A 26347-nucleotide genomic window follows, 5' to 3' on the forward strand; every position below is an offset into this window, starting at 1 on the left:
ACCCACGTCCAGCATCGAAGTCCTGGGCGTCGGATCAAGTCCGGGGTGACGAAGGCGGGGAATAATCCGATAATTATCGTTTTTCGATAATATCGATTGACGATATGAATGAATCACGTCATATCATTCTCCGATAAATAATTGATCGGAGAACGATATGCCTATCGCCAATCCAACCCTGCTCGGCGCGACGCGCGGTTTGCTCTGGTTGATCCTGGGGCTGGTCGCGGCGGCAGCGCTGCTCGTGCTGGTCGTCAGCGGCGCGCTGATCGCAGCGTGGCCCGAGGTGCTGGTCGAGATCAAGAACAGCAAAAGCTTCATCGACGCCGCGGCGATCCGCCCGCTGCTCGGACTGCTGATGGTGCTGTTGCTGACCATCCTCGCGGGAGCGGCCTATATGTTGCGCCAGTTGCAGGGCCTCGTCGCCAGCGCGGCGACCGACCCCTTCATCCCCGCCAACGCCGGACGGCTGCGGCATATCGGCTGGGCGCTGGTCGTCGTGCAGCTTGTCGCGATCCCGCTCGGCTGGGTCGCGCGCCGGATCGCCGACGCGGGAGGCGACCTGCATGCCATGGGCGGCTTCTCGCTCGGCGGCGTGCTCGCCATCCTGCTCGCCTTCGTCCTCGCCGCGGTCTTCGATCAGGGCGCCGCGATGCGCGACGAGTTGGAAGGGACCGTCTGATGGCGATCGTCGTGAAACTGGACGATCTGCTTCACGCGAAGCGGATGACGCTGACCGACCTGTCCGACCGCATCGGCATCACGCTGGCCAATCTGTCGATCCTCAAGACCGGCAAGGCCAAGGCGATGCGCTTTTCGACCCTGGAGGCGATTTGCACCGAACTCGAGTGTCAGCCCGGCGACTTGCTGGCGTTCGAAGCCGACAGCTGAAGACAGCGCGGCGCACAGCTGGCCCCGTTCCGCTTCCCCGGGCGGAACGGGGCCTTTTCTGTTTTCGGCCCCTTCTGCTTTCGGAACGCAACGCCGCGCCGACAGTTTGAAAGAGATGGCGGCCAGTGGGCCGCCTTTCGCATGAAAGGAATATTCGTGACCGATGCCCAGGGGCTGCTTTGCCCGACTTGCCGCGTGAATTTGACGATGTCCGAGCGTCAGGGGATCGAGATCGACTATTGCCCGCAATGCCGCGGCGTCTGGCTCGACCGCGGCGAACTCGACAAGATCATCGAGCGCAGCGAGGGACCCCCAGCCGCCTCGCCACCGCCGCGCCAGGCCACGCCGCAGCCCGAATATCGCGAGCAGCGCCATGATGGCGACCGATATGGCAAGCCCTACAAGAAGAAGAGCTATACCAAGAGCTTCCTGAGCGACCTGTTCGATTGAACCGCTGTCGCCAGATCCGTGATCCCCGGCGAAAGCCGGGGCCCATGCGACTTGGAGCAAGGCGGCCTTGGGCCCAAGCTTACGACGGGCGCGACGATCGGTTTCAACCGACGATCGCGTTACGCCGCGCGTAGAGGAAGTAGACGACCAGACCCACCACGTTCCAGATGCCGAACCAGATCTGCGTCTTGGCCGGCAGGCTGAGGAACAGATAGAAGCAGCCGAACACGGCGATGCCGCCGACAAGCCATGGCATCGGCGTGCGGAATGTGCGCGGCGCGTCGGGCGCGCGGCGACGCATGATGAGCATGCACACCGATACGGCAGTGAACGCCGCCAGCGTGCCCGCATTCGCCAGCGCCGCCAGCTCGGCGAGCGGAATGAAGCCCGCGAGGATCGCGACGACGATCGCGGTGAAGATGGTGATCCGCACCGGCGTGCCGCGCGACGACAATTTGGCGAGGCTCTTGGGCAGCAGGCCATCGCGCGCCATGGTGAAGAAGATGCGGCTTTGCCCGAAGAAGAAAGCCAGGATCACGGTCGGCAGCGCGACCACCGCCGAGAGCGCGAGATATTTCGCCGCGCCGGGCTGACCAAGTTCGCGCAGGATCAGCGCGAGCGGTTCAGGGCTGTTCGCGAAGTGGCTGTAGCTGATCGAGCCGACCGCAGCGACCGCGACGAGGATGTAGATCAGGACGCAGGCGAACATCGACCCGACGATCCCGATCTTGAGATCGCGATCGGGATTCTTCGCTTCCTCGGCCGCCGTCGCGATCGCATCGAAGCCATAGAAAGCGAAGAAAATGATCGCCGCCGCCGCCATGACGCCGCGCTCGACGCCGTCGGGTCCGACATGCTTGGCAAAGCCGAACGGGCTGAACGGTTCGAGGTTCGCGGCATCGAACGCCGGCAGCGCGACGGCAACGAACACCGCCAGCGCGATGATCTTCACGATCACGAGGATGGCATTGACCGTCGCGCTCTCGCGCGTCCCGTAGAGAAGCATTCCCGCGACGATCGCGATGATCGCGATCGCCGGCAGATTGACGATGCCGCCAAGCTCGGGCCCTTGCATCAAGGTCATCGGGACGCCGGCCCATGCCTGCAGCAAGGGCGCCGCGTAGCCCGACCAGCCAACCGCAACCGCGCTGACGACAAGCGAATATTCGAGGATCAGGCTCCACCCGACGATCCACGCGATAAGCTCACCGATCACGACATAGCTGTAGGTATAGGCGCTTCCCGAGGCGGGGATCATCGTCGCCATTTCGGCATAGGCGAGCGCAGCACAGGCGCAGATCAGGCCCGCGACGGCGAAGGAGAGGATGACCGCAGGGCCTGCCTTGTCGGCGCCGACGCCGATCAGCGTCAGGATGCCGGTGCCGACGATCGCCCCGACGCCGAGCGCGATGAGGTGCGGCCAGCTGAGCGTTCGCGCGAGTGCATGTCCGTCCTGATGGTCCGGGACGATGGGTTTGCGGCGCAGCAGGCTGTCGGTCATTCTGGGCTCCCCTTTGTTCTTGGGCCTGTTTGTAAGGGGGCTAACGCCGGGCGCAACCCTTCCCCGTCACCCCGGACCTGATCCGGGGTGACGAAAAATTAAAGCAGCCCCTCGATCGCTTCGGCCAGCGCCACGTCGCGTTCGGACAGCCCCTCGGCATCGTGCGTCGTCAGCAATATGTCGACGCGGTTATAGACGTTCGACCATTCGGGGTGATGGTCCATCTTTTCGGCGACGATCGCGACGCTCGCCATGAAGCCGAAGGCGCGGGCGAAATCTTCGAACTTGAACTGGCGCGTGATGCCGTCGCGTTCGGGTTCATGCGTCCAGTCGGGGAAGCGGGCGAAGAGCGCGGCGCGCTGTGCATCGTCGAGTTTCTGGACCATTTTCTTCTCCGGCTGGTAAAGGGCGTGCCGCCGCCATAAGGAAGGGCGCGATGAGCGACAAGAGTGCCCTGCCCCGACTTCCGGCCGGTTGGACCGGAACCGCCCCCGATGCCGACGCGCTGTTCGCGATGGCCGAGGCGGCGCTCGATACGATGCCCGAGGTGTTCAAGCCGCACATTCGGGACGTCGTGATCGCGGTCGAGGAATTCGCCGACGACGACATCCTGAAATCGCTCGATATCGAGCATCCATACGACCTCACCGGCCTCTACGAAGGCCGCCCGCTGACCGAGCGCAGCATCGATGCGAGTGGCGGCATGCCCGACCGCGTGACGCTGTACCGCGTTCCGCTGCTCGTCGAATGGATCGAAGGCGGCGAACGGCTCGACTGGTTGGTGCGCCACGTGCTTATCCACGAGATCGGCCATCATTTCGGCTTCTCCGACGATGACATGCACGCACTCGAGGCGATAACGTGAGCGAGCAACCGCGCGCGGGGGGCATGAGCATCCTGCTGCGGCTCGACAGCGTGGCGTGTATCCGCGGCGACCGGCTGTTGTTCGAGGATCTGTCGCTGACGCTGGCGCGCGGCGATGCGCTGTGGCTGCGCGGCCCGAATGGCGCGGGCAAGTCGAGCCTGATCCGGCTGGCGGCAGGGCTGTTGCGGCCGGCCGCTGGCACCGTCGAACGCCGCGAGCGCGTTGCGCTGATCGACGAAGCGTCAGCGCTCGACACCGAATTGCCGCTGCGCCGCGCGATCGATTTCTGGGCGCGGATCGATACGGTCGATGGCCACGCGGTCGACCGCGCTATGGACGAAATGGCGCTGGCCCCACTTGCCGAGGTGCCGGTGGCGATGCTGTCGACCGGCCAGCGCAAGCGCGCGGCGATGGTGCGCGTGATCGCGAGCGGAGCGCCGATCTGGCTGCTCGACGAGCCCGCGAACGGCATGGACGATGCGGCACAGGCGCGCCTGGTCGCGGCGGTGGCGAAACATCGCGCGAATGGGGGTGCGGTGCTGCTGGCCTCGCACTTCGCGCTGGGAATAACGGACCTCGCCGAACTCGACATGGGGGTGCTGGCATGACCGCGCTGATCGCGCTGTTCTGGCGCGACCTGCGGCGGGCGTGGGGCAGCGGGGCGCTGTGGCTTCCGGTGCTGTTCTTCCTGCTCGTCGCGACCGCCTTTCCCTTTGCGGTCGGCCCCGATGCGCCGCTGCTGCGGCGCGCGGGCGGCGGGATGGTGTGGGTGGCGGCGCTGCTCGCAGCGCTGTTGCCGATCGACCGGCTGGTGCGGCCCGACAAGGATGCCGGAGTGCTCGATCAGCTCGCGGTGCGCGGCTTTGCCGACGAAGTGATCGCGGCGGTGAAGATCGGCGCGCATGCCATTGGTTTCGGCCTGCCTTTGCTGATCGCGCTGTTGCCGGCGGCGGCGCTGCTAGCGCAGGATGGCGCGCGGGTCGCAACGCTGGCGACGGGGATCGCCATCGCCATCCCCGCGCTCGCGTCGCTCGCGGTGCTGAGCGCGGCACTGACCGCGAACCTCAGGGGCGGCAGCGCGATCGGCGGCCTGCTCATCCTGCCGCTTGCGGTGCCGATGCTGATCTTTGGCGCCGGGATGCTCGATCCGTCGGCGCGCGGAGCGGTGAAACTGCTGGCGGCGGCGAGTTTGTTGCTGACGGTGATCGGGCCGTTCGCGGCCGGGGCGGCGCTGCGGGGTTTGCGGGAGTAGCGCTCCTCGTCACCCCGGACATGATCCGGGGTCCATGACTTCGACGCAGCTGTGGATCCCGGATCAAGTCCGGGATGACGAGCGGATCAAGTCCGGGATGGCGATAGGTGTATGAAACCGCGCCGCTTGCTGTGACGCGCAACAGAAAAGGGCCGGAGTTTCCTCCGGCCCTTTTCTGTATCAAGTGCCGATCGAAATCAGGCGCCGGTGACGTCGGCCGTATCGACCTTCACGCCGGGGCCCATCGACGACGACAGCGCGATCTTGCGGACATATTTGCCCTTCGCGCCGGCCGGCTTCGACTTGACGATCGCATCGACGAACGCGTCGAAGTTCTGGCGAAGCTTTTCCTCGCCGAACGACAGCTTGCCGATGCCGGCGTGGATGATGCCGGTCTTTTCGACGCGGAATTCGATCTGGCCGCCCTTGGCTGCTTTGACCGCTTCGGCGACGTTCGGGGTGACGGTGCCCAGCTTCGGGTTCGGCATCAGGCCCTTCGGACCCAGCGTCTTGCCGAGGCGGCCGACGATGCCCATCATGTCCGGCGTCGCGATGACGCGGCCATAGTCGAGGTTGCCCGCGAGCATGTCTTCCATCAGGTCTTCGGCACCGACCTTGTCGGCACCGGCGGCCAGCGCCTTGTCGGCGTTGTCGCCGCGCGCGAACACGGCGACCTTGACGTCCTTGCCGGTACCGGCGGGCAGCGTCACGACGCCGCGGACCATCTGGTCGGCGTGGCGCGGATCGACGCCCAGGTTCATCGCGACTTCGAGCGTTTCGTCGAACTTGGCCGAGGCCAGCTCGCGAACGGTCTTCAACGCTTCGTCGACGCTGTGCAGTTTCAGCGCGTCAACCTTGCCCTCGAGGGCCTTCTGCTTTTTGGTCAGCTTTGCCATGGGGTCAGCCCTCCGTCACTTCGAGGCCCATCGAGCGGGCGCTGCCTTCGATGATCTTCGTCGCCTGTTCGATGTCGTTCGCGTTGAGATCCTTCATCTTGATCTCGGCGATTTCGGCGAGCTTCGAGCGGGCGATCTTGCCGCCGCTGATCTTACCGGGCTCCTTCGAACCCGACTTCAGGTTCGCGGCCTTCTTGATCAGATAGCTTGCCGGCGGCGTCTTGGTGACGAACGAGAAGCTCTTGTCGGCGAATACGGTGATGATGGTCGGGGTCGGGGTGCCCTTTTCCAGGGAATCGGTCGCGGCGTTGAACGCCTTGCAGAATTCCATGATGTTGACACCGCGCTGGCCGAGTGCCGGCCCGAGCGGCGGCGAAGGGTTTGCGGTCCCCGCCGGAACTTGCAGCTTGATGTAGCCGCTGATCTTTTTAGCCATGATGGCCTCCTATCTTTCTGTCGCCTCTTTCGACAGGCCCAACACAGGCCGGTCGAAGTGAGCTCAAAATAAGCGGTCGAACAGAAGGGCATCACCCCTTCCTCCCGCGCGGAATCACGCCCGTATCTGACGCGAAGCGGCGCGCATAAGCGCAAACGCCCCGGAAAACAAGCCTTATGCGGCCGAGGGATCGTAGCGGATCAGCCCTTCCTGCACGGTCGAGGCAATCAGCGTGCCGTCCTGGCGATAGATGCGGCCGCGGTTGATGCCGCGTGCGCCGCCGCTCCAGTCGCTGTCCATCACATAGACGAACCAGTCATCAACGCGGACATCGTCGTGGAACCACATCGCATGATCGAGGCTGGTCGAAGAGACGCCCGGCGTATCCCAGGTCAGGCCATGCGGCATCATCGCGGTCGAAAGAAGCCCCATGTCGGACGCATAAGCGAGCAGCGCGCGGTGGATCAGAGGATCGTCGCCGACCGGCGAGGAAATGCGGAACCATTCATAATGCCGCGTCGCGCGCTCGGACGGCGGCGGGCGAAAGCTGCGCACCTCGAACGGATGCATGTGCGCGACGTGCGCAATGCGGTCATCGGAGATGGCCGGATCGACGGCGACGAAGTCGGCGAAGTCCCAGCATTCCTCGGGCGGCAAGATGCCTTCCATCGGGATCTGATGAGCCAGCCCCTGTTCGGGCACATGGAAGGAGGCGGTCAGGTTGAAGATCACCTTGCCGTCCTGGCGCACGACGACGCGGCGATTGGCAAAGCTGCGCCCGTCGAAGTCGCGGTGAACGCGGAAATGGAGCGGCTTCGATTCATCGCCGCCGCGCAGAAAATAGGCGTGGAGCGAGTGGATGCTCTTGCCGGGATCGACGGTGCGCGCCGCGGCGACCATCGCCTGCGCGATCACCTGGCCGCCGAAGATGCGGTTGCGGCGCGGGGTCTTGAACGCGGGATAGGTGAACTCGTCGGGCTCGTCCGCCGCTTCGAGCGCGAAGAGATGGACGATATGGCGGACAAGGCGCGCGCGATCGACGCTCGCGAAAATCGCGCGCGCATGGTCGGCGCGAGCCTGCATCTCTTGGGGAGTGAGCGATGTCATGTGACGGCCTGCCCTTTGCCGGTCGCCCCCGCGAAGGCGGGGGCCGCTGTCGGCATAGCGCAAGGCTGCCGACGGCCCCCGCCTTCGCGGGGGCGACGCTTATTTCATGCGTTCGACCTGCTCGAAATCGAGCTCGACGGGGGTCGCGCGGCCGAAGATCGACACCGACACCTTGACGCGCGCCTTGTCGAAGTCGAGTTCCTCGACGATGCCGTTGAAGCTTGCGAACGGACCCTCGAGCACCTTGACCTGGTCGCCGATTTCATAGTCGACGCGAATTTCGGTCTTCGGACGCGCCGCGGCCTCTTCCTTGCTGTTCAGGATGCGCGCGGCCTCGGCCTCGCTGATCGCCTGCGGCTTGCCCATCGAACCCAGGAAGCCGGTGACCTTCGGCGTGTTCTTGACGAGGTGATAGACATCGTCGCTCATCGTGAGCTTGGCGAGGACATAGCCGGGGAAGAATTTCCGCTCGGCCTGCACCTTCTTGCCGCGCTTGACTTCGGTCACCGTTTCGACCGGCACTTCGACCGCCTCGACGAAATCGGTCAGCCCCATGCGCTCGGCTTCGGCGAGAACCGAATCGCGAACCTTGTTCTCGAAGCCCGAATAGGCGTGAATGATGTACCAGCGCGCCATGATGCGTGTCCCTTTTAAGTCCTTTGGCTCCGCGATTTAGCGCGCGAGCGACGTCAGCCAGCTGACGAGAAATTTGAAAACCGTATCGACGCCGAAGAAGAAGAGCGACAGGATCGTGGTCATGATCAGCACCAGGATGGTGGTCTGCACCGTCTCGCGGCTGGTCGGCCACACGATCTTGGTGGCTTCGGTCTTCACCTGGTTGACGAATTCGCCAATTTTGGGCCTGGCCATGTCGCGCGTCCTGTCCTTCAAACGTCCAATGATCCGGGCCAGATGGGTAGCCGCCCCCCGCGCGTCAACCGCGCTTCAGGCAATAGTCCGCCCACCCTCCCCGAGCAGGTCGGCGAAAGGCGGAAGGAAAACGGCGCATCTGTCCGAATGATGCGGCCTTTACCGGTGCGATCCGGCGATTGCAAGTCAAAGGGGGGCGTGCCGATGCGCAAGGCGGCGTTGCAGCAGGACAAGCAGGCCGATCATCACGATCCAGCTCGCGGTCGGCTGCAACGCGAACAGCAGATGCAGCCCGCGTGCCGCCGATCCGTCGCCCTTCGGGTCGAAGCCGATCAGGTCGAGCAGAATATAACTGACCGCGATCGCGGCGGCGACGCCGAACTTTTGCATCAGGTTCAACAGCGCGAACAGAAAGGCAGAGCGGTTGCGACCGCAGCGCGTCGCATCTTGCGGGATCAGGTCGGCCAGCATCGAATAGGTGAAGAGCAACCCGACGAAACCCGTCCCCAGCAGCATCGAGAAACCCGCCGCCTGCGCAAAGCCGTTCGGCGGTTGCGCCAGTGTCGCCAGCAACAGGGTCGAGGTCAGGACGCCCATCGCCATCATCATCGGCGGTTTGCCGAAGCGGCGCGCGAGGAAGGTCCACACCGGCGAGGCGAGCGCTCCGCCGATGAAGCTTGCGAACAGCAGCAGCGCGCTTTGGGTGTCTAGATCGAGCACCGCTGCGGCGAAGAAGATGAAGAGCGAGGTCAAAGATCCGAAAGCGAAGCTGTTGAGAAACTGGACCCCGAACAGCAGAAGCAGCGGAGGGAAGGACAGCGTCGCGCGAAGCTCCGCACGCCAGCCGATCCCCTGTTCCACCATGATGGCGCGCGGCGGAATGCGGCCGATCGCGAACAGCGCGACCGGCGCCATGATCAGGAAGATGCTGGCATAGGCCATGATCCGCCCCTGCAGGCTGATCCCCGGCATCAGAAGCTGCGCCGCCGCGGGCGCCGCAAAGGCGACGATCAGCGCGATCTTCGAAAACCAGTCGCGCATGCCATAGAGCAGCGCGCTATCGGCGGGTGTCCGGACCAGCGCCGCGCCCCACGACAGCTGCGCGACTTCATAGAGGCTGAAACTCGAATAGAAGAAGATCATCGCGACAAAGAGCGCCGCGAATGGCAGGCGGTCACCGACCGTCACGATCAGCAGCAGCAACAGCGCGAGAGGCAGCAGCGCGCGCAGCATCCAGCGCCGGTGCGCGCCAATCCCCGGCTGGACGCGATCGACGACAGACCCGATCAGCGGATCGACGATCCCGTCCCAGATCGTGGTCAGCGAAAAGAGCAGGCCGACCAAGCCGACCGCGATCACTCCGCCTTCGGCAATATAGGGCGGCAGATAGACGCTGAACGGCAGGCTGAGGATGACCGTCGGCCCGGCGGTCGCCGCATAGGCCGCCACTACGCGCGGCCGCAAAGCCGATGCTTCGGGCGGTTGATCGGGCAATGGCAGGGCGGTCGAGGCCAAGTCGAAGGCTCCCCTCAGGACGCGTCAAGCTTTCAACTATTTACAGCGATGTCAACAGTCGCTCACCCGGGCGCGGTTATTTTCATCAGCACCAGACCCGCAACGATCAGCAGCGCGGCGACGATCCGCATCGCGCTCGCCGCTTCGCCCAGAACCGCGATCCCGACCACGAACGCGCCGACTGCACCAATCCCCGTCCAGATCGTATAGGCCGTCCCCAGCGGCAGCGATTTCATCGCCAGCGAGAGCAAGGCGAAGCTTGCGATCATGGCGACGAGGGTGACGATGGTCGGACCGGGGCGCGTAAAGCCGTCCGACTGTTTCATGGCGAAAGCCCAGATGATTTCGAACAGTCCGGCGATCGTCAGGTAAATCCATGGCATGGCAGCCTCCATCCAGAGCTGCCGGGCCGTCCCGGACTTGAACCCGCGTCGAGCGGGGAGGACGTGGCCTCTGCTTTTGCCGCCTAGCAGGGTCGGCGGGCTTCGGACATTCAATTTCACGCGTCAAAACCGCCTGGTGCCGAACCAGCATCACCGTGCATCGCCCCTCGCTCTTGTCAGTTTTGCGAATGCATCTGTTGGCACTATCGGCCTATCATGCACGATCCCTTCGGCCTGGCGGCACCGGCGGGACAGGTCCTTATGTCGGCGCAGCGGGAGAATATCGTGGTCCAATTGTTCGAGCCGTTCGCGATCGGCGGGCTGTCGCTCGCCAATCGCATCGTCATCGCCCCGATGTGCCAATATTCGGCAGAAGAGGGATGCATGACCGACTGGCACATGATGCACCTGGGCCAGCTCGCGGTCTCGGGCGCGGGTGCCCTGACGATCGAGGCCACCGCCGTGTCGCCGGACGGGCGCATCAGCTATGCCGATGTCGGCCTGTACGACGATGCCACCGAAGCGGCGATGGGGCGCGTCCTGTCCGCCATCCGGCGCTGGACGGACATCCCCGTCGCGATCCAACTCGCACATGCCGGCCGCAAGGCGAGCACGGCGAAGCCATGGCGCGGCGGCGGCCAGATTGCGCCCGATGCCGTCGATGGGTGGCAGACCGTCGCCCCGTCGAATATCCCGTTCCTCGATAGCGAGAACCCGCCCGCCGCGCTGGACGGTGCGGGGCTGGACCGGATCCGCGCGGCCTTTGCCGATGCCGCCGCCCGCGCCGCGCGGCTGGGGATCGACGCGATCCAGCTACACGCCGCGCACGGCTATCTGCTCCATCAATTCCTGTCGCCGCTGTCGAACAGGCGCGACGACGACTATGGCGGCAGCCTGGAAAACCGGATGCGCTTTCCGTTAGAGATTTTCGATATCGTCCGCGCGGCATTCGGCGCGCAAGGACCGGTGACAGTGCGCGTTTCGGGGACCGACTGGGTCGATGGCGGCTGGTCGATCGAGGAGACGATCATCCTTGCGCAAGCGATCGAGGCACGTGGGTGCGCCGCGATCAACGTGTCGAGCGGCGGGTTGCACCCGGCGCAGAAAATTGCGCTGGCGCCGGGATATCAGGTGCCGTTGGCGCGCCGGGTCAAGGATGCGGTCGCCATGCCGGTCATCGCCGTGGGGCTGATTACCGATCCGGCGCAAGCCGAGGCGATCATCGCCCGCGGCGACGCCGATGCGGTCGCGATCGCCCGCGCGGCGCTGTATGATCCGCGCTGGCCGTGGCACGCCGCCGCGGCCCTCGGCGCAACGATTGCGGTGCCACCGCAATATGAGCGGAGCGAGCCGCGCGAGCATCGCGGGCTGTACCGGACCCAGCCGAACTAGGGTCTAGACCCCCATCATGCCGGCGGTCGTCGCCCCGTCGATTACATAGTCGCTGCCCGAAATGAACGCCGCCTCATCGGACGCGAGAAACGCCACCAGCGCGCATACTTCATCCAGTTGTGCCATGCGCTTCATCGGCGCCATCCCTTCGAAGGCCGCGCGCGCCGCCGCGGGATCGGGGGCGCGGTCGATCACGCCGCGGATCATGTCGGTTTCGACGACGCCCGGCAGGATCGCATTGACGCGGATCGCATAACCCTTGCCCGCACAATGGATCGCCGCCGATTTGACGAGCGCGACGACCGCGGCCTTGGTCACCGAATAGGCCGCATAATTGCCCATCGCGCGGTGCGCATTCATCGACGAATTGACGATGATCGATCCCGCCGGGCCGTGCGGATTCTTCGCCATCGCGCGGATCGCGTGCTGGACGGTCAGCATCACGCCGGTCTGGTTCACGCCGACGATATGATTCCAGGCGTCGATGCCGATATCCTCGACACTCGCATCGCCTGCCTCGGTCCCCGCATTGGCAAAGGCGATGTCGAGTCGGCCATATTCGGCTTCGATATCAGCCATCAGAACAGTCCATGCGTCGGCATCCTGCACGCGATGCGCACAGAAGGTCGCGCCGGTTTCACCGGCGATCGCCGCCGCAGCTTCGGCATTCGAGCCGGTGAAGACGACGCGAGCGCCCTCGCCCACCATTCGCCGCACCGCCGCCGCACCGATCCCGCTCGTCCCGCCCGTGACCAAAGCGACCTTGTCGCGCAGTCGTTGCTGCATCGCGCCTCTCCTCTCATTGGCCGTCTTGCCAGTTTCGCAGGCGACAGGAACCTATCATTTGAGCAAGGTGACGCACCGGCGTCCGCCCCGCATGATAGAGCGACAGAATATAGGAGAGGATCGACGATGAGCGAAAGCGAACATCCGCCCCGCATCGATTGCGTGCTGATCTGCGGCGGCGTGTGGCACGACATGGATTTCGCGCGGCTGGAGATTCTGAAACTGCTCGCCGAAGACCCGGCGATCCGCACGCGCGTGTTCGAGAATTACGACAATATCGCCGCGATCACCGCCGCCGATATGCTGATCACCTATACGTGCGACGTCACGCCGTCGCTGCCCGCGCAGGAAGCGCTGCGCGACTGGCTGCAGCGCGGCGGGCGCTGGTATGCGCTGCACGGCACCAACTCGATCCTCCGCCTGCTCGACACCGGCGTCTGGGACGCGCCGCGCTGGGCGCCGCTGATGATGGACCTGCTAGGGTCGCAGTTCATCACCCATCCTGCGATCGAACCCTATATGGTGCGGGTCGCCGACGCCGACCATGCGCTCACCCGCGGCATCGAACCGTTCGAGACCACCGACGAGCTTTATCATCTGGAAACGCACGGCGACCTGCACGTCCTGCTCGATACCGAATGCACCGGGCCGGGAACGGGGTTCGTCGAGGCCGAGGATGCGCCAGGCACCTATCCGGTTTTCTATATCAAGCAGCACGGCGCCGGCGCCGTCCTCTATCTTACGCTTGGCCATTGCCGGGGGCATTACGACCTGCAGCCGATGATGGACTGGTGGCCAACAGTCGACCGCTGCGCATGGGATCTGCCGGTTTTCTATGACCTGCTGCGCCGCGGGATCGGCTGGTTGAAGGAACGTGAGAGCGTTTAGGCTACCGCGCGCAATGTGCGCCGGTCTTCGCGGATCAGCGCCGCCGCGCGCAGTGCGAGCGCCATCGCCGGGGCGTTCGTGTTGCCGGTCACCGGCGACGGCATCACCGAGCAATCGACCACGCGCAGCCCGCGAACGCCGTTGACGCGCAGCCGTGCGTCGGTGACCGCGCGATTGTCGCTGCCCATGCGGCACGTGCCGACCCCGTGCAGTCCGCAAGTTGCAAGGCGGCGGAAAGCGGACAGGATTTCCGCGTCGCTCTGCACCGCCGCGCCGGGTAGCAGCTCGCGTTCGACCAATCCGACGAGCGCCGGCTGGGCCATATAGCGGCGCATCGCATGGACGGCGGCGATCGCGGTCCGTTCATCCTCGCGCGTCGACAGCCAGTTCGGTTTGATATCGGGAGCGGCGTCGCTGCCCGGGCCGATGATGCGAATGCTGCCCTCGCTCGTCAGGCGAAGCAGCTGGCCATAGATCGTCATCCCCGGCTTGCGGTCGATGCTGCTGAGCGGCACCGGATGCTTGTCGTCGCCCAACGCAAAGGTGTAGCCGCCCAGATAGAGCTGCAGGTCGGGCCTGAGGTCGCGGCTGGTCAGGTTCAGGAACGCGCCGACTTCGAACGGCCCCGTCGCCATGATACCGCCGCGCGTCAGCATGTATTGCGCCATCGCGCGCATCAGGCCGATCCCGAAGAAGCTGCGATTGCTGCCGACATCGCGCGACAGGCGGTGCGGCATGCTGAACCCCAGATGCTCGCGCATCCGCCCGCCGACGTCGGGGGCGTCGACCAGCGGGTCCACTCCGGCGCCGCGAAGAATGTCGGCAGGGCCGATTCCCGACCGCTGAAGCAGCAGCGGACTTTCGAGCGCGCCGCCCGACACGATCACTTCGCCGGCGCAATCGAACCGCTGCGCTGTCCCGGCCACCTTTGCCTCCACCCCGGTCACGCGCCCGCTCTCGACTATCAGCCGCTCGGCCATCGCATGTGTTACGACGCGCAGGTTCGGGCGCTTCCTTGCCCGCGCCAGAAAGGTCGTCGCTGCACTCTCGCGGCGACCGCGCCGGACGTTGTGCGCATAGAAGCCGACGCGGTCGGAGGTGACGGCGTTGAGGTCGTCGACGGGCCGAAGCCCCATCTCGACCCCCGCCTGCACCATCGTCTCGGCGAGCGGATAGCTGTGGATCTTGGGCGCGACGCCCACGGGGCCGCCGCCGCCGCGCATCTCGCTGGCGCCCAGCCCATGATCCTCGAGACTGCGAAACGCGTCGGTCATCGCCGCGCCGGTCCAGCCGGTGCAGCCAAGCTTTTCCCATTCGTCATAGTCGGCGGGTTCGCCGCGGCTCCAGATCATGCCGTTGACCGCCGACGATCCGCCGAGCCCCTTGCCGCGAATCCACACCTCGCCCGGCGCGCCGCCATCGCCGTGCGGCTGCACGACGCCATAGGCCCAGATATGATCAGGATTGGTCACGAGTTTCGCGACACCCTTCGGGATCGCGACCCAGCGATTGTCGTTGCTCCCGCCCGCTTCGAGCAGCAGAACGCGGATGTCCGGATCGGCGCTCAATTGCTCGGCGAGCACGCAGCCCGCCGATCCCGCGCCGACGATGATATAGTCCCAGCCAGCGCTCATGCCGTCTCTCCTGTCCCGGCATGATGTGGAACCGCGGGTGCGGTCCACGCACCTAGCGCAATAAATAGTCCCCTCGCTCTCCGCCCGGCGTGATAGTGCCGGGACAAAATCGGGAGGACAGGATGGCTGGAACAAGCGGACGGATTGCCGACAAGATGGCGTTCGTCACAGGCGGCGCGTCGGGGCTGGGCCTCGACATCGTGCGGCGTTTCGTCGCCGAGGGCGCCAGCGTCGTGATCGCCGACATCGATGCGGCGGCCGGGGAAGCGCTTGCCGCCGAACTGGGCCAGCGCTTCGTCAAGCTCGACGTGTCGAACGAAGCCGACTGGCTGGCCGCGCTCGACACCTGCGAGCGCATCGACATTCTGGTCAACAACGCCGGGATCACCACGCACGGATCGATCGAGGATCTGACGATCGACGCCTTTCGTCACGAATTTTCGGTAGACGTCGACGGCGTCTTCCTCGGCTGCAAGCACATCATTCCGAAGATGAAGGACCATGGCGGATCGGTGATCAACATGTCGTCGATGTGTGGGGTCCGCGCGCAGGGTGACCTCGCGGCCTATAATGCCGCCAAGGCCGCGGTGACGCATCTCACCAAATCGGTCGCGCTCCATTATGCGCGCAAGGGATATGGCATCCGGTGCAACTCGGTGCATCCGGGCGCAATCCACACGCCGATTCTCGACAAGGTGATGGCGCAGGTCGACGACCCCCAGGCGCTCTACGACGGCTGGGTCGCAACGCATCCGATCGGCCGTCTCGGCAAGCCCGAGGAAATTTCGGCGATCGTCCTCTACCTCGCTTCCGACGAATCGGCCTTTGCCACCGGCGCGGAATTCCGCGTCGACGGCGGCAGTTCGCTGTGACCGCCGGGCGCCTCGACGGCCGCGCCGCGCTGGTCACGGGCGCCGGATCGGGGATCGGCCTCGCAACCGCGCAGCGCCTCGCCGCCGATGGCGCGCGGGTGCTGACTGTCGATCGCGCGGGCGATGTCGACATCGTCGCCGACGTCACCGAACCGGGGATCAACGCGCAGCTGACCGCCGAGGCCGAGGCGCGGCTGGGCGGCCTCGACATCGTCGTCGCCTGCGCCGGGATCACCGGAATGCAGATGCTCGACGGACACGACGACGCCTTTTTCGATGCGATGATGGCGGTCAACGTCACCGCGGTGTTTCGCCTGATGCGCGACGCGCTGCCGCTGCTCAAGCGATCACCGCACGGCCGGATCATCCTGATCGGATCGGTGATGTCGAGCTTCGGCGAAGCAGGCATGACCGCCTATAGCGCGTCGAAACACGCCGTGCTGGGCATGACCAAATCGGTCGCCGCGGAGGCTGGCGCATTCGGCATTACGGTCAACTGCATCCAGCCCGGCGCCATCGACACGCCAATGACCGCGCCGGCCTTTTCCGCAATGCCGGACTTCAAGCAACATTGGATCGACAAGGCCGCGCTCGGACGGCTCGGGCGGCCCGACGATATTGCCGACGTCGTTGCCTTTCTGGCCTCCGACGACGCGCGTTTCATGTCCGGCCACGGCCTGTTCGTCGATGGCGGAGCGACTCAAAGCCAATAGAATCAACGGCCTGACCGCCGTTACGGCACGCCTGATATTTTTGATGATTGTTCAAATGAGGCATTAAGCGGACCTTGCTCTCAACGTGACCGGCGAGCCTATGCGTCGGCGCGAGAGGGAGGAAAGCCGATGTCCACGCACGCCCGAATGCTACCCGCTGTCTATGCCACGGTATCGCTTGTCGCACTCGCGATTGCCACTCCGGCGTTCGCACAGGAGGCCCCGGCCGAGGAAAGCAACAGCGGCGCGATCCGCGAAATCGTCGTCACCGCGCAGAAGCGCGAGGAAAGCGCACAGTCCGTCCCGGTCGCGATTACCGCCTTGGACGCCAAGGCCCTGGACACCGGCATGGTGCAGGATATTCGCGATGTCGCCGGACGTGTCCCCAGCCTGGTCATCGACAGCGTTTCGGCAGGCCCAAGCGCGGCCGCGATTTCCATTCGCGGCATTTCGTTCGAAGACATTGAAAAAAGTTTTGACCCGACCGTCGGCGTCGTCGTCGATGGCGTGTTCATCGGCACCAACACCGGTCAGTTGCTCGACAGTTTCGACCTCGAAAGCCTTCAGGTTCTGCGCGGTCCGCAGGGCACATTGTTCGGCCGGAACACGATCGGCGGCGTGATCGAAGTGAAGCGCAGCAAGCCGACCGATGATTTTGGAGCGAAGGGGCGGTTTTCCTACGCTCGGTTCGATACCAAAAGCGCGCGTCTGGTTGTGAACAGCGGCAAGCTCGCGGACTTCATCGCGATCAAGGCGTTCGGCTATTACGACAAGACCGGCGGTTTTGTCCGGAACCTCAGCACCGGCGGCCGCGACGGCAATTATGAAACGCTGACCGGCGGGGTGACCGCGCTGATCGAGCCGAGCAGCGATTTTTCGGCCGAAATCACCTATGAACACACCCGCGAGCGCGGCGAGACGGTATCGATCCCCGAATCGTCAAGCCGGGACCTGATCTGCCTGGCCGCAGGGGCGCCCGGGTTTTCGCCGGTCGCCGAATGCAACCGGTTCGGGACGGCCGATCGCGGCATGAACGCAACCTATCAATTGGCGCCGCATGACGTCACCAACGACACCGACGCTGTCACCGGCAACATCACCTGGTCGCTGAATGACAATTTCACGCTCTTTTCGGTCACCGGCTATCGCACCAACGACGAAAATGTGGCGCAGGATTTCGACGGCAGTTCGGCGGACTTTTTCGCGACCCGGCGTATCCAGCAATTCGAACAGTTCAGCCAGGAAGTTCGCGTCCTTGCCGAGCTGAGCGACACGGTCAACCTGCTGGTCGGCGGATATTATTACAACAGCAATTACCAGCTGGACCAGTTCACGCGTCTGGGCCCCGTGCCCTCGCAAAGCGCGACCGGCGCAACGCTTCGCGCCTACACCGACAACAAGGCGACCTCCTATGCCGGGTTCGCCGATGCGCAGTTCAAGCTGGGCGACCGGTTCAAGCTGTCACTCGGCGGCCGCTACACCCGCGACAAAAAGGAAACCTTCAACAATTATGGCCAGGTCGTCGGGCTCGTCGAATTGAGCCAGCCGACTTTCGACGGACGCTCGTGCGTTCGCGTGACGGGGGTCTTCGGGCCCGGTCCGCTGGCCGGACTTCCCACGTTCGGCCCGGCAAACAATTGTTCGGGCCAGGCGTCGTTCGGCAAATTCACCTGGCGCGCCAACGCGACTTATGAAGTCGGCGACAACAAGATCATCTATGGATCCTATTCGACCGGTTTCCGGTCGGGCGGTTTCAACGGACGAGCGGCGTCGCCGACATCGCTTGGCCCCTATTTCCCGGAAACCGTCGATGCATTCGAGGTCGGCTTGAAGGCCGACTGGCTGGATCGCACCTTGCGCACCAACATCGCCCTGTTCCACACCAAATATGACAACAAGCAGGAAGAGGTCGTCCAGCCTTCGCCGCCGGGTTCGGCGCAGCCGCAGGAAACGGTCGTCGGAAACGCCGCATCGGCAACGATCACCGGCGCCGAGCTGGAACTGATCATGCAGCCGTCCGACTCGTTGAACTTCACGGCGTCGGCCAGCTATCTCGATGCCAAATATGGCACCTTCCTCAAGGATCTGAACGGCGACAATGTCGGCGACGACGTGTCGACGCTGACCTTGCGCCGCGCACCGAAGTTCCAGATCTCGACCGGGGTCAATTATTCGAAGGAAATCGGGTCGGGGCGTTTCGATGCCAATCTGCTACTCCGCTTCCAAAGCAAGACGGCCACCTGCATCACGGCCAACCGCCCGATCGTGTTCGGTGCGGTTACCAATGATTTCCGCTGTTTCACCAAGGACCGCGAAAATCTTTCGGGGCAGGTCTCCTATACCTTCGGCACGGGCAGCGGCGAGGTCAGCGTCGCGGTGTTTGGCCGTAATTTGACCAATGTGCGCGACATCGGCAGCACCTTGCCGGTTGCCGGCCTCTTCACCTTCTCCGGCGCGATCGAGCCGCGGACTTATGGTGTCGAACTCGGCTTCAAGTTCTAGCGACGGGACGGTCCCGCCACGGGCACGGCGGGACCGCATAGGGGGCCCAGAGAACAAGGGGCGGCGCATTGCACCGCCCCTTGTTTGATAAAGCGCCCCGACAATCACAGAGGGACCAGAATGACACAGGCCTTTTTCGACCATCCCTTTCTGTCGGGACATCACCAGCCGGTGCGGTTCGAGGCCACGGCGCCCGATCTGATCGTTAAGGGCGAAATCCCAGACGATCTGGTCGGCGTCTTTTATCGCAACGGCCCCGAACCGCTGTATCCCACGCGCGAGGGCGAGTATCACTGGTTCGACGGCGACGGCATGGTCTATGCCTTTCACATTGAGGGCGGCCGCGCATCGATGCTCAACCGCTGGGTGCGGACCGAGAAGTTCGAGCTGGAGAAAGCCGCCGGCAAGCGCCTGTTCGGCCTGTTCGGCAATCCCATCACGGCCGACCCCTCGGTCGCGGGAAAGCGATACAACACCGCCAACACCAACATCATCGTCCACGGCGGCAAATTGCTCGCGCTCATGGAGGGCGCGCCCGCGGTCGAACTCGATCCGCGCACGCTCGAAACGCTCGATGAGCAACATTATGGCGGAACGATCACCACGACCTTTTCCGCGCATCCGAAGATCGACCATTATACTGGCGAACTCGTCAATATCGGCGCGATGATCAACGGCCCGATGGGCGCCGCGCAGATCCGCTACGACGTGATCGCCGCCGACGGCAGCGTGCGCAAGGCCGAGGTCATCGACATGCCGCACAACGCGTTGATGCACACGTTTTTCCTGACCGAGAACTGGGTCGTCTTTCCGGTGATCCCGATCGATGTCGATATCGGCCGGGCGATGAAGGGCGGACCCATGACCGCCTGGGTCAACGACCGCCCGACCAAATTCGCGGTGATGCCGCGCGAGGGAACGGCAAGCGACGTCCGCTGGTTCGACTACGAACCGCGCCATATGTTCCACGAGCTCAATGTATGGGAGCAGGACGGCAAGATCATCGCCGACGTCGCTGCCGCCAATGGCACCGCGCTGTTCCCCGACGAGACCGGGGTGAAGAAGACGCACGGCGATACGCAGCAAAGCCTGCGCCGCTGGACGATCGACCCAGGAACCAACGGCAACGGAACGTGGATCAAGGAAGAAACGCTCAACGACCGCGACATCCAGTTCCCGCGCCCCGACGACCGCTTCATGACGCGCGCCTCGCGCCACAGCTTTGCGAACATCAACCTGAACAGCCGCGACGGCCGCGCCGAGGGTATGGACGGGGTGCTGCGTTTCGATACGGTCAGCGGCGCCGAAGACTATTATCACTTCGGCAACGGCGCCTCGTGCGGTGAGCTGATCTTTGCGCCCAGGGTCGGCGCGCAGGGCGAAGGCGACGGTTATGCGATGACGCTGGTCCACCGCGCCGGCGCGGCGACGAGCGAGCTCGCCATCTTCGACGCGCTCGATATCGCGGCGGGACCGGTCGCGACGGTGCAGGTGCCGTTCCGCGTGCCGTCAGGCTTCCATTGCAATTTCTACGCCGCCGACTCGATACTCTATCGGCAAGCGCTGGGTGCAGGGCGCGCATAATCGGGAGAGTGATGTGAAGGTGCCAGCGTTTCAGCGGGTCGCGGACGTCGCGCGGATCAACGCGGACGAGCGCCCGGACCGCATCCTCTTTCATTTCGAGGGGCGTGCGACCAGCTTTGGTGCGTTCGACGCGAACAGCAACCGCGCCGCCAACGGCCTGATCGCGCTGGGGCTGAAACCCGACGACCGCGTCGCCTATCTTGGCAAGAATTCGGATCTCTATTTCGAACTGCTGATGGCCGTCGCGAAGGCCGGCGGCGTGATGACGCCGGTCAACTGGCGGCTTGCGGTGCCCGAGATCGCGTGGATCATCGACAATTGCGGCGCCCGCTTCCTGTGCGTCGGCCCCGAGTTCACCGAACTCGTCGCGGCGAACCGAAGCGCCTTTCCAGGCGTCGAGCATGTCATCACGGTCGAAGGGGCGGCCAGCGGCTTTCCCGATTATCGCGGATGGCGCGACACCTTTCCCGACAGCGATCCCGACGTGCCGCGCGGCGAGCAGGACGCGGTGATCCAGATGTACACATCGGGCACCACCGGAAAGCCCAAGGGTGCGGTGCTCACCAACGGATCGGTGCTCCGATCGACGCTCGACCGCGATCCCGCTCTCCAGGCCGACTGGGAGCGCTGGGACGAAGGCGATGTCGGGCTGGTCGCCATGCCCTGCTTTCACATCGGCGGCACCGGATACGGCATCACCGTGATGACCAACGGTGCCACCGGCGTCATCACGCGCGAGTTCGATCCCGGCGGCGTGCTCGACCTGATCGAGGCTTATGGCATCTCGAAAATCTTCATGGTGCCCGCCGCGATGCAGATCATCGTCAATCAGCCCCGCGCCCGCGCGGTCGATTTCTCGCGCCTCCGCCACATCGCCTATGGTGCCTCGCCGATCCCGCTCGACCTGCTCCGCCAGTGCATCGACATCTTTCAGTGCGGCTTCGTCCAGATGTACGGCATGACCGAAACATCGGGCACGATCGCCGCGCTGCCGCCCGAGGATCACGATCCGGCGGGGAATGAACGGATGCGATCGGTCGGCAAACCGCTGCGCGGGGTCGAGATGCAGGTCATCGACACCGACGGCAACCCCCTGCCCCCGCGCGCCATCGGCGAGATCGCAATTCGCGCTCAGGCCAATATGCGCGAATATTGGGAGCGGCCCGAAGCGACGGCGGAAACGATCGACGCCGACGGCTGGCTGCGCACAGGCGACGCCGGCTACACCGACGAGGACGGATATTTCTATCTCCATGACCGGGTGAAGGACATGATCATCTCGGGCGGCGAGAATGTCTATCCGGCCGAGGTCGAGAATGCGATCTATGGCCACCCCGCCGTCGCCGACGTCGCCGTCGTCGGCATTCCCGACGAGAAATGGGGCGAAGCGGTGAAGGCGTGCGTTGTGCTGCGCGAAGGCCAGAGCGCCGACGCCGCCGAAATCATCGCCTGGGCGCGCGAACGGATCGCGGGATATAAATGCCCCAAGTCGGTCGATTTCATTCCCGCGCTGCCGCGCAACCCGTCGGGCAAGATCCTGCGCCGCGAACTCCGCGCGCCCTATTGGGAAGGGCGCGAGCGGCAGATTGGTTGAACATCCTCCATGTGGCGAAGCCATGGGGAGGGGGACCGCCGCGAAGCGGTGGTGGAGGGGCCGAAAGGTCGCGCGACGCCTGACGGCGTCGGCCCCTCCGTCAGCGGCTTCGCCGCTGCCACCTCCCCATCGCTTCGCGACAGGGAGGATTTCAGGCCTGAAACTTCGCCATCGCCGCGCCGACGGCCGCCGCAATATCGGCTTCCTGCGGGTTGCCGCGCAGCGCGAGCCCGCCGTTCGGCTGCAGATTCTCGCCCGTCACGAACGCCTCGTCGCTGGCGAGCCACAGGCACGCGTTGGCGACATCCTGCGAGGTGTTGAGCCGCCCGAGCGGATAGCGCGGCAGAAAGGCATCGACGAGCCCCGGCGTCGCGAACGCGCCCTCGGTCATTGGCGATTCGGTGAAGGCTGGCGATACGATATTGGCCCTGATGCCCGCGCCGCCGAAATCATTGGCGACGCAGCGGATCAGCGCCTCTGACCCCGTCTTGGTACCGATATAGGCCGCATGATTGCTGATCGGCGAGCGCGTGGTCGCCGACGAAATCTGAATGATCGAGCCGCCGGTCGGATCATTCGCCAGCATCGCGCCGACAAAGGCTTGCAGGAAATGATGCACGCCGGTGAACTGCAGCGCGACGATGCTTGCAAGCTCGTCTTCGGTCACGTCGAGCAGCGGCTTGAGCAGCCCCCAGCCGCTCGCGTTCATCGCGATATCGACGCCGCCCATCTTGGCTTTCGACGCATCGGCGAGCGCAAAGACCGACGCCTTGTCGGTGATGTCGCACAGCGCGGCATGGCCCCCGATCTCGGCCGCGAGCGTCTCAAGCGGTTCCTGCTTGCGGCCCGCGACCATTACCGTCGCGCCTTCGCGCGCGAACAGTCGCGCGGTGACCTGCGCCATGTTGCCCGTCGATGCCGCGCCGATGATGACGGCGCGCTTGCCTGCCAGCCTGCTCATATGCCTCTCCTCAGAGCTTCAACAATTGCTTGCCGCGGTTCTGGCCGCTGAACAGGCGTTTCAACGTGTCGGGTGCATTCTCGAACCCGCTTTGCACATCCTCGCGATAATTGAGCCGGCCGTCGAGGACGAAGCTTTCGAGGCGGCGGCGGATCTCGGGAAACTCGCTCGCCCAGTCGAGCACGATGAAGCCCGCCATCGAGCCGCGGCGGAAGATCAGGTTAAAATAATTCTGCGGCCCCGCAGGCAGCGTTCCCATCTCGTACCGGCTGATCCCGCCGCACACCGCGATGCGCGCACCGGTCGCGATCTCGCCGAGCATGTCGTTGAGGATGGCGCCGCCGACATTGTCGAAGACGACGTTGACGCCGCCGGGGCAATGCTCCTTGATCTGACGCCGGACATCGCCCGCCTTATAGTCGATCGCGGCGTCGTATCCCGCTTCTTCGACGAGCCAGCGACACTTGTCCTCGCCGCCCGCGATGCCGACCGCGCGGCACCCCGCGATCTTGGCGAGCTGGCCCACGACCGACCCAGTCGCCCCCGCCGCGCCCGACACGAGCACCGTGTCGCCCGCGACAGGCCGCCCGACCTTGAACAATCCGCAATAGGCGGTGACCCCCGTCGTCCCGAGCACCGACAGCATCGCAGTCGGGGGCAATTTCGTGTCGATCTTTACCAGTCCTTCGCCGGTCGATCGATGCCATTCGGTCCAGCCGGTCGATCCCATGACAAGGTCGCCGACCGCGAAACCCGGATGGTTGCTTTCGACGACTTCGCTGATCCCGCTGCCGCGCATCACATCGCCGATCGCCATCGGCGCGACATAGTCGGCGATATTTTCCATCCAGCCTTTCTGCGCCGGGTCGAAGCCGAGGTAGAGCGTCTTGAGAAGCAACTCGCCCGCACCCGACGCGCCGACCTCGGTTTCGACGAGCTGGAAATCGCCGTCTTCTATCCCGCGCCCGCGCGGATGTCCGTTCAGCAGCCATTGGCGCGATGTCGGCATCGATACTCTCCCCTTTTTCTGCGCCGAAATTGCGCCCGCGCGGACAAGGCAACCACCGCCAAAAGTGCCAGTCGATTGACGGCTGCACCGGCCTAGGGTGCGATCAGGGAGAGAGATGATGCCTGAGGTACGCCGCAGTTTCTGTCGCTTCTGTCACGCCAATTGCGCGATGCTCGTCACCGTCGACGAGGGCCGCGTGACCAAGGTGCAGGGCGACCCCGACGATCCCGTGTTCGGCGGTTATACCTGCATCAAGGGTCGCCAGCTCGCCGAGGCGCACAACGGCCCGCAGCGGCTGACGGTGTCGCAAAAGCGCGTCGACGGCGCGTTCGAGGATATCGCGATGGACGCCGCGCTCGACGAGATCGGCGGAAAACTGTCGGCCATCGTCGCCGAATATGGCCCGCACGCCGTTGCGGTCTATGGCGGCACCTATGCCTTTCAGAACAGCGCCGGGGTCGGCAGCGCAATGTCTTTTGCGCAGGGGCTCGGCACGCGCAACATCTACACCTCGGTGACGCTCGACCAGCCTGCGAAAGTCTATACGACGATGCGCTACGGCAACTGGATGGGCGGAATGCACACGTTCGCCGAGGCCGATGTCGCTTTCTTCATCGGCAACAACCCGATCGTTTCGCATTACGGCCCGCCGGGCGGGCTGCCGCCCTTCTCACCCTCGCGCCGCCTGCGCGACGCGCTCGAAGGCGGGCTCAAGCTGATCGTCGCGGACCCGCGCCAGAGCGACGTCGCAGCGCTCGCGCATATCCACCTGCCCGTCCGACCGGGCGAAGACCCCGCGCTGCTTGCGGGGATCATCAACGTCATCCTGTCCGAGGGCCTGTACGACAAGGCGTTCGTCCAGCGCTATGTCGATGGCCTCGACGAACTGCAGCGCGCGGTCGCGGGCTTCACCCCCGATGTCGCCGCCGCGCGTGCAGGAGTCGAGGAAGGCCAGCTCGTCGCCGCAGCGCGGATGTTCGCGGGCGGCACCAGGGGTGTCGTCTCGACCGGCACCGGCCCCGAAATGGCGGGCAACGGCACACTCACCCAATATCTCGTCTCGTCGCTCAACATCATCTGCGGACGCTTCTGCCGCGAGGGCGAAAAAAGCTCGATCCCGCGCGTCTTCACCCCCGTCACGCCGCGCCGCGCTCAGGTCGCGCCGCCGATGGCGCTCTATGGCGAGGGGTTCCCTGCCTCGCGCATCCGCGGCCTGACCCATCTGGGCATGGAAATGCCATGCAATGTCCTTGCCGACGAGATGCTGACGCCGGGCGAAGGTCAGGTGCGCGCGCTGATCGTGATCGGCGGCAACCCGGTCGTCGCCTTCCCCGATCAGGACAAGATGACGCGCGCGATCGACGGGCTCGACCTGCTCGTCTGCATCGACGTCAACGCCGACTCAGCGACCGCCAAACGCGCCGACTATATCCTAGCGCCCAAGATGTGCCTCGAGCGAGAGGACATCAGCAACCTCAGCGAATGGTGGTACGAAATCCCCTATGCTCGCTATACCGAGGCGATGATCGAGGCGCCCGAAGGGCTGCTCGAGGAGTGGGAAATGCTCTGGGAACTCGCGCACCGCATCGGTTCCGGCATGCCGCTCGCGGGCGGCGCATGCCCGATGGACGAGCGGCCGACCAAAGAGGCGTTTCTCGACCTGATGGTCGCGGGCTGCTCGGTCGCGCCGAGTGTCGTGCGCGCGGATACCGTCGATGGCAAGGCAGTGATCTATGCCGATCTGCATCCCGTCGTCGAGGCGGGCGATCCCGACGCACCGGGCCGTTTCGACCTGACGGCGGGCACAATGCCAGACGAGCTGATCGCCTATGCCGACGCCGTCCAGCCGACCCCCGATTTCCCCTGGCGGATGGTGTCACGCCGCAGCCGCCACCGCTTCAACTCGACGGGGCAGAATCTGCCCGCGCTGCGCGCCAAGCGCACGACCAACCCCGCCTTCCTGCATCCCGACGATCTCGCGCGCGTTCCCTGCGCCGACGGCGATACCGTCCGCATCCGTTCGGCCGTCGGCGAAGTCGTCGCCGTCGCGCGCGCGGCGGAGAATATGCGCCCCGGCGTCGTGTCGATGGCGCATGCCTTCGGCGGTCCCGACATCGGCCCCGACGGCGTCCATGAGCATGGCGCCTCGACCAATCGTCTGGTCAGCGAGAGCGTCGCCTATGACCCGATCACCGGCCAGTCGCTGCAAAGCGCGATTCCGGTTTCCATCGTCCCGGCTTGAGGAG

At 64.9% G+C, this 26347-nt stretch carries 27 protein-coding genes; 14 read left to right on the forward strand and 13 right to left on the reverse strand.

Translation table 11 applies throughout. From position 1 onward, the window contains the following. The first annotated feature begins 157 nt into the window (after window positions 1-157). The 3 genes from ACO055_RS06825 (at window position 158) to ACO055_RS06835 (ending at window position 1341) form a co-directional block, all read left to right on the forward strand. Window positions 158-682 (forward strand): DUF2975 domain-containing protein, encoded by a 525-nt coding sequence (locus tag ACO055_RS06825; RefSeq protein WP_422061834.1) that lies wholly within the window; start codon window positions 158-160, stop codon window positions 680-682. Continuing rightward, window positions 682-891 (forward strand): helix-turn-helix domain-containing protein, encoded by a 210-nt coding sequence (locus ACO055_RS06830; protein ID WP_056373879.1) that lies wholly within the window; start codon window positions 682-684, stop codon window positions 889-891. The genes ACO055_RS06825 and ACO055_RS06830 overlap by 1 nt, the downstream gene beginning before the upstream one ends. Window positions 892-1032: 141 nt before the next feature. After that, window positions 1033-1341 (forward strand): zf-TFIIB domain-containing protein, encoded by a 309-nt coding sequence (locus ACO055_RS06835; protein ID WP_422061835.1) that lies wholly within the window; start codon window positions 1033-1035, stop codon window positions 1339-1341. A 103-nt stretch (window positions 1342-1444) separates the two neighbouring features. Here ACO055_RS06835 and ACO055_RS06840 read toward each other — a convergent pair whose 3' ends face one another. Together ACO055_RS06840 and ACO055_RS06845 are read right to left on the reverse strand one after the other, a co-directional pair. After that, on the reverse strand, window positions 1445-2842 hold the full coding sequence (locus ACO055_RS06840) for an amino acid permease (protein ID WP_422061836.1): 1398 nt from the start codon (window positions 2840-2842) through the stop codon (window positions 1445-1447). A 98-nt stretch (window positions 2843-2940) separates the two neighbouring features. Continuing rightward, window positions 2941-3228, reverse strand: a complete 288-nt coding sequence (locus ACO055_RS06845) for a 4a-hydroxytetrahydrobiopterin dehydratase (RefSeq protein WP_422061837.1) — start codon at window positions 3226-3228, stop codon at window positions 2941-2943. A gap of 50 nt (window positions 3229-3278) precedes the next feature. Between ACO055_RS06845 and ACO055_RS06850 the strand changes: the two genes are divergently transcribed. From ACO055_RS06850 to ACO055_RS06860, 3 genes are read left to right on the forward strand one after another with little or no spacing between them, the layout of a single operon-like run. Next, on the forward strand, window positions 3279-3707 hold the full coding sequence (locus tag ACO055_RS06850; RefSeq protein ID WP_422061838.1) for a metallopeptidase family protein: 429 nt from the start codon (window positions 3279-3281) through the stop codon (window positions 3705-3707). A 23-nt stretch (window positions 3708-3730) separates the two neighbouring features. Then, window positions 3731-4315: a heme ABC exporter ATP-binding protein CcmA gene (ccmA, locus tag ACO055_RS06855; RefSeq protein WP_422062435.1), complete on the forward strand. Its 585-nt coding sequence runs from the start codon at window positions 3731-3733 to the stop codon at window positions 4313-4315. Then, window positions 4312-4959 carry a heme exporter protein CcmB gene (locus ACO055_RS06860; RefSeq protein ID WP_422061839.1) on the forward strand — a complete coding sequence of 216 codons (648 nt, stop codon included), beginning with the start codon at window positions 4312-4314 and terminating at the stop codon, window positions 4957-4959. Before ccmA ends, ACO055_RS06860 begins: the two co-directional genes overlap by 4 nt. Before the next feature lie 197 nt (window positions 4960-5156). On the opposite strand, the gene rplA is transcribed toward ACO055_RS06860, so the two are convergent. From rplA to ACO055_RS06895, 7 genes are all read right to left on the reverse strand, one after another. Continuing rightward, entirely contained in the window at window positions 5157-5855 is a 699-nt protein-coding gene (gene rplA / locus ACO055_RS06865; protein ID WP_422061840.1) for a 50S ribosomal protein L1, read from the reverse strand. A 4-nt stretch (window positions 5856-5859) separates the two neighbouring features. Further along, the gene (gene rplK / locus ACO055_RS06870; RefSeq protein WP_422061841.1) at window positions 5860-6291 is read right to left on the reverse strand and encodes a 50S ribosomal protein L11; all 432 of its coding nucleotides are present in this window, start codon (window positions 6289-6291) and stop codon (window positions 5860-5862) included. Window positions 6292-6465: 174 nt separating this feature from the next. Then, the gene (locus tag ACO055_RS06875) at window positions 6466-7398 is read right to left on the reverse strand and encodes an acyl-CoA thioesterase (protein WP_422061842.1); all 933 of its coding nucleotides are present in this window, start codon (window positions 7396-7398) and stop codon (window positions 6466-6468) included. Window positions 7399-7497: 99 nt separating this feature from the next. Next, on the reverse strand, window positions 7498-8034 hold the full coding sequence (gene nusG, locus ACO055_RS06880) for a transcription termination/antitermination protein NusG (RefSeq protein WP_422061843.1): 537 nt from the start codon (window positions 8032-8034) through the stop codon (window positions 7498-7500). A 36-nt stretch (window positions 8035-8070) separates the two neighbouring features. Next, window positions 8071-8268 (reverse strand): preprotein translocase subunit SecE, encoded by a 198-nt coding sequence (gene secE / locus ACO055_RS06885; RefSeq protein WP_422061844.1) that lies wholly within the window; start codon window positions 8266-8268, stop codon window positions 8071-8073. Between the two features lie 186 nt (window positions 8269-8454). Continuing rightward, a complete protein-coding gene (locus ACO055_RS06890) occupies window positions 8455-9783 on the reverse strand; it encodes an MFS transporter (protein ID WP_422061845.1) in 1329 nt (442 codons plus the stop codon). A gap of 62 nt (window positions 9784-9845) precedes the next feature. After that, on the reverse strand, window positions 9846-10166 hold the full coding sequence (locus tag ACO055_RS06895; protein ID WP_422061846.1) for a DMT family transporter: 321 nt from the start codon (window positions 10164-10166) through the stop codon (window positions 9846-9848). Window positions 10167-10427: 261 nt separating this feature from the next. Here ACO055_RS06895 and ACO055_RS06900 point away from each other — a divergent pair, with 261 nt between their 5' ends. Continuing rightward, window positions 10428-11558, forward strand: a complete 1131-nt coding sequence (locus ACO055_RS06900) for an NADH:flavin oxidoreductase/NADH oxidase (RefSeq protein WP_422062436.1) — start codon at window positions 10428-10430, stop codon at window positions 11556-11558. A gap of 3 nt (window positions 11559-11561) precedes the next feature. Here the strand turns inward: ACO055_RS06900 and ACO055_RS06905 are convergent, their stop codons facing one another. Further along, window positions 11562-12344 (reverse strand): SDR family NAD(P)-dependent oxidoreductase, encoded by a 783-nt coding sequence (locus ACO055_RS06905; RefSeq protein WP_422061847.1) that lies wholly within the window; start codon window positions 12342-12344, stop codon window positions 11562-11564. Window positions 12345-12470: 126 nt separating this feature from the next. Between ACO055_RS06905 and ACO055_RS06910 the strand changes: the two genes are divergently transcribed. Continuing rightward, entirely contained in the window at window positions 12471-13232 is a 762-nt protein-coding gene (locus ACO055_RS06910; protein WP_422061848.1) for a ThuA domain-containing protein, read from the forward strand. Here ACO055_RS06910 and ACO055_RS06915 read toward each other — a convergent pair. Further along, entirely contained in the window at window positions 13229-14866 is a 1638-nt protein-coding gene (locus ACO055_RS06915; protein WP_422061849.1) for a GMC family oxidoreductase, read from the reverse strand. The genes ACO055_RS06910 and ACO055_RS06915 overlap by 4 nt on opposite strands. Window positions 14867-14988: 122 nt before the next feature. On the opposite strand from ACO055_RS06915, the gene ACO055_RS06920 reads away from it, so the two are divergent. The 5 genes from ACO055_RS06920 (at window position 14989) to ACO055_RS06940 (ending at window position 22131) form a co-directional block, all read left to right on the forward strand. Continuing rightward, window positions 14989-15738 carry a glucose 1-dehydrogenase gene (locus tag ACO055_RS06920; RefSeq protein ID WP_422061850.1) on the forward strand — a complete coding sequence of 250 codons (750 nt, stop codon included), beginning with the start codon at window positions 14989-14991 and terminating at the stop codon, window positions 15736-15738. Further along, window positions 15735-16451, forward strand: coding sequence for an SDR family NAD(P)-dependent oxidoreductase (locus ACO055_RS06925; protein WP_422061851.1), 717 nt, complete (start codon window positions 15735-15737; stop codon window positions 16449-16451). The genes ACO055_RS06920 and ACO055_RS06925 overlap by 4 nt, the downstream gene beginning before the upstream one ends. Before the next feature lie 129 nt (window positions 16452-16580). Beyond that, window positions 16581-18953, forward strand: coding sequence for a TonB-dependent receptor (locus ACO055_RS06930; RefSeq protein ID WP_422061852.1), 2373 nt, complete (start codon window positions 16581-16583; stop codon window positions 18951-18953). A 120-nt stretch (window positions 18954-19073) separates the two neighbouring features. Then, a complete protein-coding gene (locus ACO055_RS06935) occupies window positions 19074-20537 on the forward strand; it encodes a carotenoid oxygenase family protein (RefSeq protein WP_422061853.1) in 1464 nt (487 codons plus the stop codon). A 13-nt stretch (window positions 20538-20550) separates the two neighbouring features. Continuing rightward, window positions 20551-22131: a fatty acid--CoA ligase gene (locus tag ACO055_RS06940; protein ID WP_422061854.1), complete on the forward strand. Its 1581-nt coding sequence runs from the start codon at window positions 20551-20553 to the stop codon at window positions 22129-22131. Between the two features lie 151 nt (window positions 22132-22282). Here ACO055_RS06940 and ACO055_RS06945 read toward each other — a convergent pair whose 3' ends face one another. Further along, on the reverse strand, window positions 22283-23092 hold the full coding sequence (locus tag ACO055_RS06945) for an SDR family NAD(P)-dependent oxidoreductase (RefSeq protein ID WP_422061855.1): 810 nt from the start codon (window positions 23090-23092) through the stop codon (window positions 22283-22285). Between the two features lie 10 nt (window positions 23093-23102). Next, window positions 23103-24101, reverse strand: a complete 999-nt coding sequence (locus ACO055_RS06950) for an NADP-dependent oxidoreductase (protein ID WP_422061856.1) — start codon at window positions 24099-24101, stop codon at window positions 23103-23105. A 118-nt stretch (window positions 24102-24219) separates the two neighbouring features. Between ACO055_RS06950 and ACO055_RS06955 the strand changes: the two genes are divergently transcribed. Next, window positions 24220-26343, forward strand: coding sequence for a molybdopterin-containing oxidoreductase family protein (locus ACO055_RS06955; protein WP_422061857.1), 2124 nt, complete (start codon window positions 24220-24222; stop codon window positions 26341-26343). Window positions 26344-26347 lie beyond the last annotated feature (4 nt).

It is taken from the genome of Sphingopyxis sp., from assembly GCF_965227415.1.
Taxonomy (GTDB): Bacteria; Pseudomonadota; Alphaproteobacteria; order Sphingomonadales; family Sphingomonadaceae; genus Sphingopyxis.

Coding starts and splice junctions, on each gene's coding strand:
- ACO055_RS06825 (WP_422061834.1), top strand. CDS start 158: ATGCCTATCGCCAATCCAACCCTGCTCGGCGCGACGCGCGGTTTGCTC.
- ACO055_RS06830 (WP_056373879.1), top strand. CDS start 682: ATGGCGATCGTCGTGAAACTGGACGATCTGCTTCACGCGAAGCGGATG.
- ACO055_RS06835 (WP_422061835.1), top strand. CDS start 1,033: ATGAAAGGAATATTCGTGACCGATGCCCAGGGGCTGCTTTGCCCGACT.
- ACO055_RS06840 (WP_422061836.1), bottom strand. CDS start 2,842: ATGACCGACAGCCTGCTGCGCCGCAAACCCATCGTCCCGGACCATCAG.
- ACO055_RS06845 (WP_422061837.1), bottom strand. CDS start 3,228: ATGGTCCAGAAACTCGACGATGCACAGCGCGCCGCGCTCTTCGCCCGC.
- ACO055_RS06850 (WP_422061838.1), top strand. CDS start 3,279: ATGAGCGACAAGAGTGCCCTGCCCCGACTTCCGGCCGGTTGGACCGGA.
- ccmA (WP_422062435.1), top strand. CDS start 3,731: ATGAGCATCCTGCTGCGGCTCGACAGCGTGGCGTGTATCCGCGGCGAC.
- ACO055_RS06860 (WP_422061839.1), top strand. CDS start 4,312: ATGACCGCGCTGATCGCGCTGTTCTGGCGCGACCTGCGGCGGGCGTGG.
- rplA (WP_422061840.1), bottom strand. CDS start 5,855: ATGGCAAAGCTGACCAAAAAGCAGAAGGCCCTCGAGGGCAAGGTTGAC.
- rplK (WP_422061841.1), bottom strand. CDS start 6,291: ATGGCTAAAAAGATCAGCGGCTACATCAAGCTGCAAGTTCCGGCGGGG.
- ACO055_RS06875 (WP_422061842.1), bottom strand. CDS start 7,398: ATGACATCGCTCACTCCCCAAGAGATGCAGGCTCGCGCCGACCATGCG.
- nusG (WP_422061843.1), bottom strand. CDS start 8,034: ATGGCGCGCTGGTACATCATTCACGCCTATTCGGGCTTCGAGAACAAG.
- secE (WP_422061844.1), bottom strand. CDS start 8,268: ATGGCCAGGCCCAAAATTGGCGAATTCGTCAACCAGGTGAAGACCGAA.
- ACO055_RS06895 (WP_422061846.1), bottom strand. CDS start 10,166: ATGCCATGGATTTACCTGACGATCGCCGGACTGTTCGAAATCATCTGG.
- ACO055_RS06900 (WP_422062436.1), top strand. CDS start 10,428: ATGTCGGCGCAGCGGGAGAATATCGTGGTCCAATTGTTCGAGCCGTTC.
- ACO055_RS06905 (WP_422061847.1), bottom strand. CDS start 12,344: ATGCAGCAACGACTGCGCGACAAGGTCGCTTTGGTCACGGGCGGGACG.
- ACO055_RS06910 (WP_422061848.1), top strand. CDS start 12,471: ATGAGCGAAAGCGAACATCCGCCCCGCATCGATTGCGTGCTGATCTGC.
- ACO055_RS06915 (WP_422061849.1), bottom strand. CDS start 14,866: ATGAGCGCTGGCTGGGACTATATCATCGTCGGCGCGGGATCGGCGGGC.
- ACO055_RS06920 (WP_422061850.1), top strand. CDS start 14,989: ATGGCTGGAACAAGCGGACGGATTGCCGACAAGATGGCGTTCGTCACA.
- ACO055_RS06930 (WP_422061852.1), top strand. CDS start 16,581: ATGTCCACGCACGCCCGAATGCTACCCGCTGTCTATGCCACGGTATCG.
- ACO055_RS06935 (WP_422061853.1), top strand. CDS start 19,074: ATGACACAGGCCTTTTTCGACCATCCCTTTCTGTCGGGACATCACCAG.
- ACO055_RS06945 (WP_422061855.1), bottom strand. CDS start 23,092: ATGAGCAGGCTGGCAGGCAAGCGCGCCGTCATCATCGGCGCGGCATCG.
- ACO055_RS06950 (WP_422061856.1), bottom strand. CDS start 24,101: ATGCCGACATCGCGCCAATGGCTGCTGAACGGACATCCGCGCGGGCGC.
- ACO055_RS06955 (WP_422061857.1), top strand. CDS start 24,220: ATGCCTGAGGTACGCCGCAGTTTCTGTCGCTTCTGTCACGCCAATTGC.